The sequence below is a fragment of the Pseudomonas sp. S44 genome, assembly GCF_016624805.1.
Lineage (GTDB): Bacteria > Pseudomonadota > Gammaproteobacteria > Pseudomonadales > Pseudomonadaceae > Aquipseudomonas > Aquipseudomonas machongensis.
The window spans coordinates 451,913-466,264 of record NZ_JACVTY010000001.1; the positions used below are offsets into that span (position 1 = coordinate 451,913).

A 14,352-nucleotide genomic window follows, 5' to 3' on the forward strand; every position below is an offset into this window, starting at 1 on the left:
CGGCAACTGATCGAGGGTCGGGCGCAGGCTGTGGGCCTCTTCCTGTCCATCCACCGATTCGTAGCGCTCGGGAATGATCAGGCTGAACACGCTGCCCTGGCCGGGACTGCTGTCGACGCTGATCTGGCCACCGAGCAAGTGCGCCAGGTCGCGTGAGATCGACAGGCCCAGACCGGTGCCACCATAGCGGCGGTTGCTGGTGCCGTCGACCTGATGGAAAGCACCGAAGATTGCCTGTTGCTGGTCGGCGGCGATACCGATGCCGCTGTCACGCACGGCAAAGACGATGCCCATGCCGACCTGATGACTGATGTTCAGGCTTACCTGACCACGCTCGGTGAACTTGATGGCGTTGGACAGCAGGTTCTTGAGGATCTGCTCCAGACGCTGTCGGTCGGTGAACAGGGTCGCCGGCACCTGCGACTCCAGCTTCACCTCGAAACTCAGACCCTTGTCATCGGCCAGCGGCTGGAACATGCCGCGCAGTCCTTCGACCAGGCGCACCACCTGGGTGGTCTCAGGACGCACTTCGAGCTTGCCCGCCTCGACCTTGGCGATGTCAAGAATATCGTTGATCAGGTTGAGCAGATCGTTGCCAGCCGAATAGATCGACTCGGCAAACTTGACCTGTTCCTGGCTGAGGTTGCCCTCGCCATTCTCGGCCAGCAGCTTGGCCAGGATCAGCGAACTGTTGAGCGGCGTGCGCAGCTCGTGGGACATATTGGCGAGGAATTCGGACTTGTACTTGCTGGAACGCTGCAAGTCCTCGGCACGCGCCTGCAGTTCCACTTGCGCAGCATTGAGCTCGCTGTTCTTGCGGTCCAGGGCGACGGTGCGCTCGGCCAGTTGCTCGTTGGTCTGCTCGAGCTCGGCTTGCTGGGTCTCCAGGTGGGCCTGGGACTCCTTGAGCACCCGCGACTGCTCTTCGAGCTCCTCGTTGGCGGTCTTGAGCTCCTCTTGCTGGACCTGCAGTTCTTCATTCAATTGTTGAGTTTCGGCAAGCACTTCCTGCAGGCGCTGGCGATAGCGCGCGCTCTCCAGGGAGATGCCGAGGTTTTCGCTGATCCGTTCCAGCAACTCGACATCACGCTCCTGCAGCGGCCGCAGGAAGCCCAGTTCGAGTACGCCATTGACCTGGTTGTTGTCACTGGCCGGCGCCAGCAAGGCACTGCGCGGCAGCCCGCTGCCCAGGCCGGAGCTCAGCCGGTAGTAATCCTGCGGCAGGTCATCCAGACGCAGCACGCGACGCTCGCGCACCACCTGGGCCAGCAGGCCATCGTGCTCGGCCATTACCTGCTCGCGCCCTTGCTGTTCGGCATCGAGCCCATAGCTGGCCACGCGCACCAGGCGCCCATGACTGTCACGGATATACAGTGCACCGACCACACTACCCAAGTAGCCGGCGAAGAAGCGCAAGATGTTGTCCCCCAGCATGGTCAGCGTCAGTTGCCCAATGACCTCCTGCCCCAACTGGGTCTGCCCGTTGCGCAACCAGGCCTGGTGTTCCAGACGCTCGGCCGAACGCTGCTGAGCCTGCAGGTTGCTGACATAGCTTTCGGACAGCGCCAACAGGTCACGCCGCCCCAGGTAGGCCAGCAGCGCACTGAGGCCGACGATGAACAGCACGAATGCGCTGATCGCAGTGACGGTGACCGTGCTGACCTTCTCGTTGCGCGCCATGCGCAGCTGCTGCTCGGTGGCAACGAAGTCGTCGAATTCCTTGCGGATCTCGTCAGTGATGCGCTTGCCGCGACCACTGCCGATCACGCCGCGAAAATCGCCCTGGTCGCGGCGCACCTTGATCAGTTCGCTACCGAACTCGTTCCAGGCACGCTGAAGGGCCACCAGGCGGTCGATACGATCGACCTGCGGAGGGTTGTCCAGGACCATGCCACGCAGGCTGTCCAGACTGCTGAAGATTCTCGGCTTGGCCACCTCGTAGGGGTCGAGGAAGCGCTCGTCGCCGGTGATCAGGAAACCGCGCATGCCGGTTTCCATGTCGATCGACAGCTTGACCGTTTCGTTGGCATTGCCAATCACCCGATCGGTGTGCTCGACCCACTGCATGGCCGAGAGCAAATAGTTGATCACCGCAACGAAGGCGACGGCGCCCAGCAGGCCGACACCCAACGGGAGGCCTACGTTACGGCTCAGCAGCTTGCGAAAACTGCGTTGATCCATGGAGGCTGCTTGAATCATCTGATAACGCCCGAGCGAAATAAGTCCATTGAACAGTGTGTGGCCACTACATTCAGTCATTGTTGTATGCCGCTGCCACGCCCACACCTGGTGCGAGTCTAACCAGCTTTGCCTGATCTGGCAGGGCATTTAGCCAGTATTTGAAGCTATCCGCAGCCAATCGTTCCATCCGATTGCAGGGGCCGCTATCCTGACGGAACTTCTGCCTGTGCGACAGGCACAGAGTAAAGACATTTCCCTTACGCGACAGGATTCAAACCATGCACCTTCTGGTAGTCGAAGACGACGACATCGTTCGTATGCTGATGGTCGACGTGCTCGACGAATTGGGCTACACCACCATCGAGGCGCAGGACGCCACCACAGCCTTGAAGATTCTCGAAGATACCGCGCAACCCCTGTCGCTGCTGATGACCGATGTCGGCCTGCCCGACATGCGCGGCGAAGCGCTGGCCGCCAGAGCCCGGGAAATCCGACCGCTGCTGCCGGTGCTGTTCGCCAGTGGCTACGCCGAGAACGTCAATGTCCCCGAGGGCATGCACCTGATCGGCAAGCCATTCAGCATCGACCAACTGCGCGACAAGGTCGTGGGAATCCTCGGCGCACCCTGACGCGGACCTCACCTTTCACGGCGCAACAGGTAGGTATCCATGATCCAGCCCTTGCGCCGCCGCGCGTCTTCGCGCACTTGCACGATCTGTGTCTTGACCTCCACCAGCTTGCCCGCCACCAGGATCTCGTCTGCCGTTCCCAGATAAGCCCCCCAATAGATCGTCAGGCCCGGGTCGTCCAGCGCGGTGAACGCGCACTGCCCATCGAGCATCACCACGACGTTGTCGATCACCGCCTGGTCGGCCAGGCGCCGCGACGGCAGTACGATCAGGGGTTCGCCAATGCGGTTCAACGCGATCCGGTGCCGCGCGGCCAAGGCCTGGACACTGCTGATCCCGGGGATGATTTCAAGCTGCAGCGCCACCCCGCGCTCGCGCACCAGGTCGAGAATGCGCAAGGTGCTGTCATACAGCCCCGGCTCGCCCCACAACAGGAAGGCGCCGATATCGTCGGCCGCCAGCTCATCCTCGAGCATGCGGGCGTACAGGGCTGCGCGCGCGCGGTGCCAGTCCTGCACCGCACCGACATAGTCCTGGTGCTGCCCGTCCCGTCGCGGATCCTCCAGCTGCACCAGGCGATACCCACCCTCGGGGACATAGCGCTCAAGCATGAGTTTGCGCAGTTGCAACAGCTCATGCTTGTCGCCACCTTTATCGAGCACGAAGAACACCGTCGCGCGGCGCAACGCGTCGACGGCCTCGAAAGTGACCTGACGGGGGTTGCCCGGGCCTATACCGATCAACAGAAGTTGCTTCATGGCATTGCCTCGCTGCCCGTACCGCCGATCATTGTTCATCGCCCAGGGGTATTTGGCAAAGTGCTTCAGAACACCGAGAAGTTGTAACTGACGATGACCCGTGTCTCGTCCATGTCACGCGCCCATCGTTCGTAGTTGCTGCGATACGTGGAGTTGCGCAGACGCACGCTGAGATCTTTGAAGGTGCCGCTCTGGACCTGGTACTTGAGTTCGCTGTCACGCTCCCATTCCTTGCCTTGGGCGCTGCTGCCCGGCACCTGGATATGATCACCGTTGATGTAGCGAGTGAAGAAGCTCAAGCCAGGAATGCCCAACGCCTTGAAATCGTAGTCATACCGCAATTGCCAGGAACGCTCATCGGCGGCTGCGAAGTCGTTGACCTGAGCGTAATTGACCAGATAAGGGTTGCTGCCATCCAGATAAGGCATGGCGCTGTCGCCATACATGCGTTGCCAGCCGGCACTGAACTTGTGCCCGCCCAGGCTGTAGCCGAGCATGCCGCTGAACGCTCGGTGCTCGATCTCACCGGCGCGTGCGTTGCCGATATCGTCGCTCTTGATCAGGCGCACGTCCGCAGAAAGCGCGCCCACCGCCAAAGGTTGCGTGGCGACCAGGCCGAGGAAGTGCTGGCGGTAGATGTTCTCGAGCTTCGACACCTGGTACTGGGCACTGAGGCGATCATTGACGCGGTAATCGACGCCCGCCAGATCGAAGTTGTCGGCCTGGATATCGCAGGCGTAACGCTTGTTCTTGCAGTGCACGCGAATATCCTGGCGATCACTGGAGTCTCGCGCGGTGTACTTGTCCAGACGGGCCACGGTGAACTTCAGGTCGCGCAACTCTTCGGACGTCAGCATTGCACCGTGGAACATGGTGGGCAGCAGACGACCATCGTTGTACTTGAGCAGCGGCACGTCCGGCATCATCGCGCCATAACGCAGTACCGTCCGGGACACCTTCATCTTTGCCGCCACGCCCAGCTTGGCGTATTGATCGGCAGAATGGCGAGGGTCATGCCCACTTGAGGGCAACAGACCACTGTTGCTGTCGGCGGGGCTGGAATCGAGCTTGAAACCTAGCATGCCCAGCGCATCGACACCGAACCCGAGCGTGCCGTCGGTGTAGCCGGAACGGGCATCGAGAATGAAACCCTGCGCCCATTCCTCGCGCTTGGAAGCACCCTGGGCGGAACTGCTGTGGCCGTCACGAAAGTCCCGGTTGAAATAGACATTGCGCGCCTCGACCTTGGCGTGACTGTCTTCGAAAAAACCATCGGCCTGCGCACCGGCTGCCGCGCACAACAACGACAGGCCGGCAATACTGCGGCCAGGGGCGAGAGGAAAGGGAGAGCACATGCAGGGGAACATCCAGAAGAGGCGAGAAACATGCCGATGCACTATCGGGCACACATGCCGCGAGGCACTCGACATTAAACGAAGACGACGCGCCATTTTCACGCGGGCGCTCTAGTCGGGCCATTGGACCATGGTATGAAAACTGTTGCAGAGGCCTGGAAAGCGCACTGAGTTTGCGGTTCGTGACGCCCAGAAAGTTCCTTACTTGCCGCTAAAAGTTTGAGGTTTACCGAACACTGGGCCACGTCTACACTCTTGTTCAGCGAACAGTTTCACCCATCCGCGTGGCCGGCGTTTATTACTGTTGCATGTTCGTCACGCCATGCCACGGCCGACTGACAGGAGTGATGAAAGTGTCCAGACTTGCAGAGTTTCGTGCGGCCGAAAAAGCACTTCAGGAGCAAATCGCGCAACTGGAGACAATGAAAAAGGACGCCAGCCTTAAACGCGAGATCGAGTTCGAGCAGAAACTACTCGGGCTGATGAAAAGCTATGACAAGGGCTTGCGCGACATTGTCGCAATCCTCGACCCCAAGGGCCTGAAAGCCAGCGCGAAAACCTCGACCAGCCCCGTCAAGCAGCAACGCCGTCCGCGAGTGGTCAAGGTCTACGAGAACCCGCACACCGGCGAGCTGATCGAGACCAAGGGTGGCAACCACCGTGGCCTGAAAGCGTGGAAGGAACAGTACGGTGCGGCCACGGTGGAATCCTGGGTGCGCTGATGAAACATCCACGCCTGCTTCACAGTTTTTTCACATCGGCTGGGCGAGTATCGAACCAGCTAAAGGACTAGCGGCCCCATCACGCGCCCGCACATGCGGGCCTCTAATTCCAGCGCCCTGCCTTCGTGCAGGGCGCTTTCATTTGCGCAATCGCTTCACTGCCGTATCATGGCCGTCCTGTTTTCACCGTCGGCGCGGTCTGCGCCGGCCTTGTCTCTGGAGCCCCCATGAGCCTGAACGATCTGCAAACCCTGCCCGGCGTCACCGCCCAGCCCGACACCGCCACCGCAAAATTCGTCTTCAATCACACCATGCTGCGGGTCAAGGATATCGAGAAGTCGCTGGACTTCTACACCCGCGTGCTGGGCTTTCGCCTGGTAGACAAGCGCGATTTCCCCGAAGCGAAGTTCAGCCTGTACTTCCTGGCCCTGGTCGACCCGGCGCAGATTCCTGCCGATGACGCCGCACGCCACCAGTGGATGAAATCCATTCCAGGCGTGCTGGAGCTGACCCACAACCACGGCACCGAGAGCGATGCCGAGTTCGCCTACCACAACGGCAACACCGATCCGCGCGGCTTTGGCCACATCTGCATCTCGGTGCCGGACGTACGCGAGGCCTGTGCACGCTTCGAAGCGCTGGAGGTGCCCTTCCAGAAACGCCTGCAGGATGGCCGCATGAACCACCTGGCGTTCGTCAAGGATCCGGATGGCTACTGGGTCGAAGTCATCCAGCCGACCGAACTGAAGGGCTGACCGACGCAGGTCACGCTCGTCGGGGCCGGGAACTTCCGGCCCCACGCTGTGGTACATAAAGGTGAGCGCTTCCAAACCAGCACAGCGAGGTAAGGACGATGCAAACCCTTCACTGTGAGTACCGTGAGCACACCATCACCGCCAGTGTGATGCCCCACCCCGACTCTCCCCTGCCCTACGCCGCCGGCTGCCTGATCACCGATCCCGAAGGCCATACCAGCAGGCGCCTGTCGATGCCCATGAAGTTCTTCTCCGACCTGGAAAACGCCCAGCACGTTTCTCTGGCGCACGGCCGCGCCCTGGTGGACGAGCGACTGGACAAAGGGCAGAAGGTGTTCTGAGGGCATTCAAGCCATCACGGGGATCCCCGTGATGGCAACCGTTCAGGCTTCACGGGCGTACGCGACCGCGGCCTCCACTTGCTCCACGGTCGGTCTGATACCGGTGTACAGCACGAACTGCTCCAGCGCCTGCAACGCAATCACGTCGAGCCCAGTGATCACCGGCTTGCCCAGCTCCTGGGCGAGAACGATCAGCGGGGTCATGGCCGGCATGGCCACTACGTCAAATACGAGTTGCGCAGCATCGACCGCCTCACGTGGGAAGGCCAGCGCCTGCGCCTGCGGCCCGCCGGCCATGCCAATGGGGGTCACGTTGACCAGCATCGGCGGACAGAGGTCGCCCAGCTCGCGCTGCCAGCGATACCCGCAGGTATCTGCCAGTTGCCGCCCGGCCTGCTCGTTGCGGGCAATGATCAGGCCCTCGCGGAAACCGGCGTCACGCAGCGCACTGGCCACCGCCTTGGCCATGCCGCCGCTGCCGCGCAAGGCAAAGGCGGTGGCCGGATCGACCTGGTGCAACTCCAGCAGTTGGCGCACCGCCAGGTAATCGGTGTTGTAGGCCTTCAAGTGACCGTTGGTGTTGACCAGCGTGTTCACCGACTCGATGGCTGCCGCGGAGGGATCGATCTCGTCCACCAGGGCCATGCACGCCTCTTTGTAGGGCATGGACACACCGCATCCGCGGATACCCAGGGCGCGGATGCCACCCACTGCCGCAGGCAGGTCCTGGGTGGTCATGGCCTTGTAGTAGTAGTCCAGCCCCAACTGTTGATAGAGGTGGTTGTGGAAACGCACGCCGAAAGTCCCCGGACGTCCGGCAAGGGAAATGCACAGTGTCGTGTCCCTGCTGGGTGCAATCGCCATATCTGCTCCTGTCGTTGATGACTGAATCGTTTCTGCGAGCGTACCAGACCTGACCGTCAATCGCCCCTTACACAACCTTTACCTTGCACCTGTGCTCTCTTTACCGATTTCGCGGTCTTATTGATAAGCCCCAAGTGTGGGGTTATCGCGAGGATTCATTCATGAACCGTCTCATCCCCGGAATCGCCCTGCTGGTCGGAGCACTGGCCGTCAGCGGGCAAGCAGCCGCCCATGGCGGCGGTTGGGGCCCAGGCCCTGTACTCGGTGCAGCCGTGGTCGGTGCCGTGGTCGGGGCAGCAGTATCCGGCGGCCATGACCGTACCGTCTATGTGGAGCGTCAACCGGCCTATTATCCGCCGCCTCCGGTCTATGTGCAGGCGCCACCGCCGCCGGTGTATTACCAGCCCTATGTCGTCGAGCGCTATGTACCCGCGCCGCCGCCAGTGTATCGCCGCTACTACGGCCCGCCGCCGGTGTACTACGGCCCGCCGCGCTGGTGACCTGCACTTGTCGTTGAAAAAAGTAATGACCACTATCGAGCAAGTTGATTTCAAACAGCGTCGGCTGCTGCGTAAGGTAGGGCCATGTTTCACAGGAGGTCCAACATGGCCACTATCCACATCATGTCTGTCGTCGGCAGTGCTGTCCCTGCTCCCTTGCGCGCTCAAGGCCTGCTGGCCTGCTGGTACCTGATGCGCAACGGCGAGCCCGTCAGCGGCCCTCTGGATTCCCGCGCCAAGGCCCAGGCCATGGTCGAACAGCTGCAGGCCGGCACCCTTACCGCCTGACCACCGTTTTTATTATCCGTTTCATGTGTTGTGCGTTGCTCCTTACGCTTCTTTCTGCCCGCCTCTGGCGGGCTTTTTTTCACCTGTGCGAAAGCGCGGGGACCATTTGTCGCAACAGGCCGGAAAAACCGATACAGCATGAAGGTTTTTTCATTTCGACGCTGGGCCTGGACGAGCAATCGACAGCCGCTGAGCCATACTCCACAATGCAGCGGTTTTCGGGGGGAAACCCTTGCACAGCCAACGACATACCAACTATTAGTGAGCCTCAACGTGAAAACTTCCCTGTCCATCCTCAGCCTGCTGCTGGCGCTCACAGGAACCGCGATCCTTCCGTCGACCGCTGCTGCACAATCCCCGGCCCAGGCACAACGCGATCCTTCCAAACTGCACCTGGCTTCCGGCAGCGCCTTGCTGATCGACCTGAATACCAACAAAGAGCTGTACTCCAGCCACGCCGACCGCGTGGTGCCCATCGCCTCGGTCACCAAGCTGATGACCGCCATGGTAGTGCTCGACGCCAAGCTGCCGATGGACGAGATGCTCACCATGACCATCGCCAACAACCCTGACCTCAAGGGTGTCTTTTCCCGCGTACGCCCCGGCAGCGAGCTGAACCGCCGCGAGACCCTGCTGATTACCCTGATGTCGTCGGAGAACCGCGCGGCCAACACCCTGGCCAACCACTATCCTGGCGGCTATGGCGCGTTCATCAAGGCGATGAACGCCAAGGCCCGCAGCCTGGGCATGACCCAGACCCGCTACGTCGAGCCGACTGGCCTGTCGACGCACAACGTCTCCACTGCCCATGACCTGGCCAAGCTGCTGATCGCCTCGCGCAACTACCCGATGCTCAGCGAGCTCTCGACCACCCGCGAGAAGACCGTAGCCTTCCGCAAACCCAATTACACCTTGGGCTTTCGCAACACCGATCATCTGGTGAACAAGAGCAACTGGGATATCAAGCTGACCAAGACCGGCTTCACCAACGAGGCGGGGCACTGCCTGGTACTGCTGACCAGGATGGACAACCGCCCGGTGGCGATGGTGATTCTCGACGCCTACGGCAAGTTCACCCACTTCGCCGATGCCGGGCGCCTGCGTCAATGGCTGGAAACCGGCTCGGCCAAGGCGGCGCCGGCGGTGGCGATGCAGTACAAGTCAGACCGCCAGAACCGCTCGCGCGTGGCGTCCGAGTAAGTCACCAGATTCAGGGCGGCCCGTTGCGGGTCCGCCCTGCCCTCACCCTCAGGCAATGGTGCTGATCAGGTTGCCGGAGCTACTGCTGTTCAGCTTGCTCAAGGCCTGCAGCAACTGCGCGGTCGCCTGCTGGATCTGACCGCTGATGGTCGCGATCTGCGCCTGGACACCCGCCACCGCAGCCAGCTTGGCCTTCTCGTCCATCGGTTGCGCCTGAACCTCGGACAGCCGCTTCTGGGCGTCGGCCAGTTGCTTCTGCATTTGCTTGATCAGCTCACGCAACTGGCGGATGTGTGACGGCTCGCTGCTGTTGTCGCTGCTCTTGGCCTTGTCGGCCTTGTCAGACGGTGCCGGCATGGCGACCTGGGCGCCGCCAGCCGCGCTGCTGCTCTTTTCAGTGTCGCTGGCCTGGGCGGCCGTCTGCAGCGCAGACGACTGCCCATTCACGCCGGTGACATTGACACTTGTGATCCCTACCATTTCCCTTCTCCGCAAGGATTTTGACCTGACCGCTGTATCGGCCGCCAAACGCCATGCTTGAGCCTTCATGCTTCCGGCAACAGGCTGCGCTCGAACAGAAAGGGCCCCACGCCTTGCGGCAGGTGCTCGTAAAGCTGTTGCGGCCGGCCCAGTCGCGGCTGATTGCGTTCGCCTGTATCACGCACCCAGCCTGCCTCCCTCAGACGCTCCAGGCGCTTGCGCAACGACGTGTTGTTCACCGGCCGCCCCAGGCACGCCTGCGCCGCACTCAACGCATCGAGCACCGTAAAACGCGTCGGCAGCAAGTACAGCGGCAGGCTGCTGTACAGGCTCTTGGCCGCCAGCCGCTCGCAGGTGCGCTGCACCAGCAGCCCGTGATCGAACGGCAACAGCACTTTGCGGGTCGACAGACTGTCGAGGTCGAAAAAGGCCAATTGCTCCCCCGCGATGAATTGATCCGGGTCGAGCAATGCCAGGTAGTAGGTACTCAACGACCACCCGCGCGGATCACGAAAAGCGTTGCCTTCCGTACCGACCTGCTCCATGTGCCGAGGCAGAACCTGTGCCTTCTCTCGCAGCGCCCGCTCGGCCGCCGCATCCAGGCTATTGTCCGGCGTGCTGCCGTTGACGATGACACCCGGCAAGGCCCACTGGCCGCGATGCGGCTCTCGCTCGCGGCGGTGCAACAACACCTGCAATCCCTGCAAGTCCGGGGCAAGGCGCAATGCAACGATGTCCACGCTGGCCAAGACTTCAACTGCGCTCATGTCGACTCCTTGTTCAATACGTCATATTCCACCAGGTGTTTTTTGTGATGCAAGCCCTAATCCCGAAAAAAGGCTGCTTGACACACTTATAATACCAGGTGAAATATATAGGCATTCCAGTAGAGGAACCTCCTGATGAAGATCGCCAGTTTCGACGTCGATGCCCAGAACGGCTTTACCGCTAACGCCCCGCAGGAGCTGCCGGTACCCGGCGGCCACCTGATTGCACCGGCGCTCAATGCCATGGCCCGTCGTGCCGACCTGCGCCTGGGCAGCAAGGATGCTCACCCAGCCAATGCTGCCTGGGTGGTGAGCGATGCCGCACAGATGCTTCAGCCACTGGCATTGACCAACGCCGACCTCACCTGGGTCAGCCACTGCGTGCCCGGCACACCCGGTTTCGAACTGCTGCCCGGCCTGCCTGCCCCGATCGATTACGACTATTTCGTCTGGAAAGGCGTGGAGCCTGACCTGCACCCCTACGGCGCCTGCTACCACGACCTGGCCGAGCGACGCTCCACCGGGGTCATCGAGTACCTCAAGGTTCACGCCGTCGAGGTCGTGCTGGTCGGCGGCCTGGCTCTGGATTACTGCGTGCGCACCACCGCGCTGCAACTGAACCGCGCCGGACTCCAGGTGCTGCTCTACCTGCCCGCCTGCCGAGCACTGAGCGACGCCGGCGCCCAAGCTGCCTGCAGCGAGCTGGCTGCCGCCGGGGTAGTACTGTGCGCCAATGAGGAAGAGCTGGACCGCCAGCTCGCACTGTTCAAGGAGCCCCGCCCATGAGCGACGACGTGTTTGCCCCACGGATCATCCAGAACCTGCTGGATACCGACTTCTACAAGATCACCATGATGCAGGCGGTGCTGCACAACTACCCCAACGCCGAGGTGGAGTGGGAGCTGCGCTGCCGCAACGACGAAGACCTGTCGCCCTACCTTGCCGAGATCCGCTACCAGATCGAACAGTTGGCCGAGGTCTCGGTGACCCACGACCAGCTCGCCTACCTGGAAAAAATCCCCTTCATCAAGCCGGATTTCATCCGGTTCCTCAGCCTGTTTCGCTTCAACCTGCGCTATGTCCAGGCCGGACTGGACGATGCCGGGCAGCTGGCGATCCGTATTCGCGGCCCCTGGCTGCACGTGATCCTCTATGAAATCCCGTTACTGGCAATCATTTGCGAGGTGCGTAATCGCTACCGCTATCGCGAAGTGACGATGGAACAGGTGGGCGAGCGCCTGTACCAGAAACTCGACTGGCTCAAGGCGCACGCCAGCAGCGATGAGCTGGCGGGGTTCCAGCTCGCTGACTTCGGTACCCGCCGACGCTTCTCCTATCCAGTGCAGGATCAGGTGGTGCGTATCCTCAAGCGCGACTTCCCCGGGCGTTTCGTCGGCACCAGCAATGTCCACCTGGCCCGAGAATACGAACTCAAACCCATCGGTACCATGGCCCACGAATGGTTCATGGCCCACCAGCAGCTCGGCCCGCGCCTGGTCGATAGCCAAGTCGCAGCGCTGGAGTGCTGGGTGCGTGAATACCGAGGGTTGCTCGGCATCGCCCTGACCGACTGCATCGGCATGGACGCCTTCGTGAAGGACTTCGACCTGTATTTCGGCAAGCTCTTCGATGGCCTTCGCCACGACTCCGGCGATCCACTGGCCTGGGCGGAAAAAGCCATTGCCCACTATGAGCGTCTGGGCATCGACCCGCTGAGCAAGACCCTGATCTTCTCCGACGGCCTGGATTTCGCCAAGGCACTGCAGCTCTACCGCGCGCTGCACGGGCGGATCAACGTCAGCTTCGGCATCGGCACCAACTTGACCTGTGACATTCCTGGGGTGACGCCGATGAACGTGGTGATCAAGATGACCGCCTGCAACGGAGCCCCTGTCGCGAAGATCTCCGACAGCCCTGGCAAGACGCAGTGCCGGGACGAAAATTTCGTCGCCTACCTGCGCCATGTGTTCAAGGTCCCCGCCTGAGCCATCGTGCACTGGCAATTGCCCAAGCACCGAATCTTTGCCTCTCCCCCTCGTTGCCGCGTGCAATTGTCGGTATGGTGTTGTCAAAGAAGGATGTTTTACCCGCACAGGAAAGACTTAGATGCCCCAACGCAATGTCATCAACGCCTCCGTCAGCCCCAAAGGCAGCCTGGAGACGCTGTCGCAACGTGAAGTCCAGCAACTGAGCGAAGTCGGTACCGGCAGTCTCTACACCCTGTTCCGCCAGTGCGCCCTGGCAATCCTCAACACCGGCGCCCATGTCGACAATGCCAAGACCATCCTTGAGGCCTACAAGGACTTCGAGGTCCGCATCCACCAGCAAGATCGCGGCGTGCGCCTGGAATTGCTCAATGCCCCGGCCGATGCCTTCGTCGATGGCGAAATGATCGCCAGCACCCGCGAAATGCTGTTCAGCGCCCTGCGTGACATCGTCTACACCGAAAGCGAGCTGGCCAGCCAACGCATCGACCTGGAAAGCTCCCAGGGCATCACCGACTACGTATTCCACCTGCTGCGCAACGCACGCACCCTGCGTCCGGGCGTGGAGCCGAAGATGGTGGTGTGCTGGGGCGGTCACTCGATCAGCAGCGAGGAATACCAGTACACCAAGAAAGTCGGCCATGAACTGGGCCTGCGCAAGCTGGACGTCTGCACCGGCTGCGGCCCGGGCGTCATGAAGGGCCCGATGAAGGGCGCCACCATCGCTCACGCCAAGCAGCGCATGCACGGCAGCCGCTACCTGGGCCTGACCGAACCGGGCATCATCGCTGCCGAGGCGCCGAACCCCATCGTCAACGAGCTGGTGATCCTGCCGGATATCGAGAAACGTCTGGAGGCCTTTGTCCGCGTCGGCCACGGCATCATCATCTTCCCCGGAGGCGCAGGCACGGCCGAGGAATTCCTGTACCTGCTCGGCATCCTCATGCACCCGGACAACCATGACCTGCCCTTCCCGGTCATTCTCACCGGCCCGCGCAGCGCCGAGCCGTTCCTGCAGCAACTGCATGCCTTTGTCGGTGCCACCCTTGGCGAAGCGGCGCAGCGCCACTACCAGATCATCATCGACGACCCGGCCGAAGTGGCCCGGCACATGGTCGAGGGGCTCAAGACGGTCAAGCAGTTCCGCCGCGAGCGCAACGACGCCTTCCACTTCAACTGGCTGCTGAAGATCGACGGTGGCTTCCAGCACCCGTTCGACCCGACTCACCAGAACATGGCCGATCTTGCCTTGCGTCGTGACCTGCCGCCCCATGAGCTGGCCGCCAACCTGCGTCGGGCGTTCTCGGGAATCGTCGCCGGCAACGTCAAGGACAAGGGCATTCGCCTGATCGAGGAGCATGGCCCGTACCAGATCCGCGGCGACCAGGCGATCCTCGACCCGTTGGGCAGGCTGTTGCAGGCCTTTGTCGACCAGCACCGGATGAAACTGCCCGGCGGCGCGGCCTACGTGCCGTGCTACCAGGTCGTGACCTGACTGCGGGTGCGGCTCCAGCGCCAACCTGCGCG

15 protein-coding genes and 1 pseudogene are annotated in these 14,352 nt (G+C 61.8%); 10 read left to right on the forward strand and 6 right to left on the reverse strand.

Features of this window, described 5'->3' with window-relative positions:
• Positions 1–60 precede the first annotated feature (60 nt).
• Positions 61–2,199: pseudogene (locus IAE40_RS25935) on the reverse strand (CHASE3 domain-containing protein); the annotation flags it as partial.
• Between the two features lie 260 nt (positions 2,200–2,459).
• Between IAE40_RS25935 and IAE40_RS01900 the strand changes: the two are divergent.
• Positions 2,460–2,810, forward strand: a complete 351-nt coding sequence (locus tag IAE40_RS01900) for a response regulator (RefSeq protein WP_200602531.1) — start codon at positions 2,460–2,462, stop codon at positions 2,808–2,810.
• A gap of 8 nt (positions 2,811–2,818) precedes the next feature.
• Here IAE40_RS01900 and cobF read toward each other — a convergent pair whose 3' ends face one another.
• Together cobF and IAE40_RS01910 are read right to left on the reverse strand one after the other, a co-directional pair.
• A complete protein-coding gene (gene cobF, locus IAE40_RS01905; RefSeq protein ID WP_200602532.1) occupies positions 2,819–3,568 on the reverse strand; it encodes a precorrin-6A synthase (deacetylating) in 750 nt (249 codons plus the stop codon).
• Positions 3,569–3,633: 65 nt separating this feature from the next.
• Positions 3,634–4,923: an OprD family porin gene (locus IAE40_RS01910; protein WP_200602533.1), complete on the reverse strand. Its 1,290-nt coding sequence runs from the start codon at positions 4,921–4,923 to the stop codon at positions 3,634–3,636.
• A 353-nt stretch (positions 4,924–5,276) separates the two neighbouring features.
• Between IAE40_RS01910 and IAE40_RS01915 the strand changes: the two genes are divergently transcribed.
• The 3 genes from IAE40_RS01915 (at position 5,277) to IAE40_RS01925 (ending at position 6,741) form a co-directional block, all read left to right on the forward strand.
• Entirely contained in the window at positions 5,277–5,645 is a 369-nt protein-coding gene (locus IAE40_RS01915) for a histone-like nucleoid-structuring protein, MvaT/MvaU family (RefSeq protein ID WP_054891428.1), read from the forward strand.
• A gap of 227 nt (positions 5,646–5,872) precedes the next feature.
• Positions 5,873–6,400 (forward strand): lactoylglutathione lyase, encoded by a 528-nt coding sequence (gloA, locus tag IAE40_RS01920; RefSeq protein WP_054891270.1) that lies wholly within the window; start codon positions 5,873–5,875, stop codon positions 6,398–6,400.
• A gap of 98 nt (positions 6,401–6,498) precedes the next feature.
• Complete coding sequence (locus IAE40_RS01925; protein WP_054891269.1) at positions 6,499–6,741, forward strand: hypothetical protein; 243 nt, start codon at positions 6,499–6,501, stop codon at positions 6,739–6,741.
• Positions 6,742–6,783: 42 nt separating this feature from the next.
• Here the strand turns inward: IAE40_RS01925 and IAE40_RS01930 are convergent, their stop codons facing one another.
• A complete protein-coding gene (locus IAE40_RS01930; protein ID WP_200602534.1) occupies positions 6,784–7,605 on the reverse strand; it encodes a shikimate 5-dehydrogenase in 822 nt (273 codons plus the stop codon).
• A 161-nt stretch (positions 7,606–7,766) separates the two neighbouring features.
• Between IAE40_RS01930 and IAE40_RS01935 the strand changes: the two genes are divergently transcribed.
• The 3 genes from IAE40_RS01935 to pbpG all read left to right on the forward strand — a co-directional run bounded on the left by IAE40_RS01935 (position 7,767) and on the right by pbpG (position 9,593).
• The gene (locus IAE40_RS01935) at positions 7,767–8,105 is read left to right on the forward strand and encodes a hypothetical protein (RefSeq protein WP_054891267.1); all 339 of its coding nucleotides are present in this window, start codon (positions 7,767–7,769) and stop codon (positions 8,103–8,105) included.
• 105 nt (positions 8,106–8,210) lie between these two features.
• Positions 8,211–8,393, forward strand: coding sequence for a hypothetical protein (locus IAE40_RS01940; protein ID WP_153773535.1), 183 nt, complete (start codon positions 8,211–8,213; stop codon positions 8,391–8,393).
• Positions 8,394–8,666: 273 nt separating this feature from the next.
• Positions 8,667–9,593, forward strand: a complete 927-nt coding sequence (gene pbpG, locus IAE40_RS01945) for a D-alanyl-D-alanine endopeptidase (RefSeq protein WP_153773534.1) — start codon at positions 8,667–8,669, stop codon at positions 9,591–9,593.
• 48 nt (positions 9,594–9,641) lie between these two features.
• Here the strand turns inward: pbpG and IAE40_RS01950 are convergent, their stop codons facing one another.
• Positions 9,642–10,073 carry a hypothetical protein gene (locus IAE40_RS01950; protein WP_054891264.1) on the reverse strand — a complete coding sequence of 144 codons (432 nt, stop codon included), beginning with the start codon at positions 10,071–10,073 and terminating at the stop codon, positions 9,642–9,644.
• A gap of 65 nt (positions 10,074–10,138) precedes the next feature.
• Positions 10,139–10,840 carry an NrtR DNA-binding winged helix domain-containing protein gene (locus tag IAE40_RS01955; RefSeq protein ID WP_151924774.1) on the reverse strand — a complete coding sequence of 234 codons (702 nt, stop codon included), beginning with the start codon at positions 10,838–10,840 and terminating at the stop codon, positions 10,139–10,141.
• 135 nt (positions 10,841–10,975) lie between these two features.
• Between IAE40_RS01955 and IAE40_RS01960 the strand changes: the two genes are divergently transcribed.
• The 3 genes from IAE40_RS01960 to ppnN all read left to right on the forward strand — a co-directional run bounded on the left by IAE40_RS01960 (position 10,976) and on the right by ppnN (position 14,320).
• The gene (locus tag IAE40_RS01960; RefSeq protein ID WP_197889623.1) at positions 10,976–11,626 is read left to right on the forward strand and encodes a nicotinamidase; all 651 of its coding nucleotides are present in this window, start codon (positions 10,976–10,978) and stop codon (positions 11,624–11,626) included.
• Positions 11,623–12,825 (forward strand): nicotinate phosphoribosyltransferase, encoded by a 1,203-nt coding sequence (pncB, locus tag IAE40_RS01965; protein ID WP_200602535.1) that lies wholly within the window; start codon positions 11,623–11,625, stop codon positions 12,823–12,825. Before IAE40_RS01960 ends, pncB begins: the two co-directional genes overlap by 4 nt.
• A gap of 121 nt (positions 12,826–12,946) precedes the next feature.
• Entirely contained in the window at positions 12,947–14,320 is a 1,374-nt protein-coding gene (gene ppnN, locus IAE40_RS01970; RefSeq protein WP_054925383.1) for a nucleotide 5'-monophosphate nucleosidase PpnN, read from the forward strand.
• Positions 14,321–14,352 lie beyond the last annotated feature (32 nt).

What these genes read in the sequence shown, in the direction of transcription:
- IAE40_RS01900 (WP_200602531.1), top strand. Translation starts at nt 2,460, where the DNA reads ATGCACCTTCTGGTAGTCGAAGACGACGACATCGTTCGTATGCTGATG.
- cobF (WP_200602532.1), bottom strand. Translation starts at nt 3,568, where the DNA reads ATGAAGCAACTTCTGTTGATCGGTATAGGCCCGGGCAACCCCCGTCAG.
- IAE40_RS01910 (WP_200602533.1), bottom strand. Translation starts at nt 4,923, where the DNA reads ATGTGCTCTCCCTTTCCTCTCGCCCCTGGCCGCAGTATTGCCGGCCTG.
- gloA (WP_054891270.1), top strand. Translation starts at nt 5,873, where the DNA reads ATGAGCCTGAACGATCTGCAAACCCTGCCCGGCGTCACCGCCCAGCCC.
- IAE40_RS01925 (WP_054891269.1), top strand. Translation starts at nt 6,499, where the DNA reads ATGCAAACCCTTCACTGTGAGTACCGTGAGCACACCATCACCGCCAGT.
- IAE40_RS01930 (WP_200602534.1), bottom strand. Translation starts at nt 7,605, where the DNA reads ATGGCGATTGCACCCAGCAGGGACACGACACTGTGCATTTCCCTTGCC.
- IAE40_RS01935 (WP_054891267.1), top strand. Translation starts at nt 7,767, where the DNA reads ATGAACCGTCTCATCCCCGGAATCGCCCTGCTGGTCGGAGCACTGGCC.
- IAE40_RS01940 (WP_153773535.1), top strand. Translation starts at nt 8,211, where the DNA reads ATGGCCACTATCCACATCATGTCTGTCGTCGGCAGTGCTGTCCCTGCT.
- IAE40_RS01950 (WP_054891264.1), bottom strand. Translation starts at nt 10,073, where the DNA reads ATGGTAGGGATCACAAGTGTCAATGTCACCGGCGTGAATGGGCAGTCG.
- IAE40_RS01955 (WP_151924774.1), bottom strand. Translation starts at nt 10,840, where the DNA reads ATGAGCGCAGTTGAAGTCTTGGCCAGCGTGGACATCGTTGCATTGCGC.
- IAE40_RS01960 (WP_197889623.1), top strand. Translation starts at nt 10,976, where the DNA reads ATGAAGATCGCCAGTTTCGACGTCGATGCCCAGAACGGCTTTACCGCT.
- pncB (WP_200602535.1), top strand. Translation starts at nt 11,623, where the DNA reads ATGAGCGACGACGTGTTTGCCCCACGGATCATCCAGAACCTGCTGGAT.
- ppnN (WP_054925383.1), top strand. Translation starts at nt 12,947, where the DNA reads ATGCCCCAACGCAATGTCATCAACGCCTCCGTCAGCCCCAAAGGCAGC.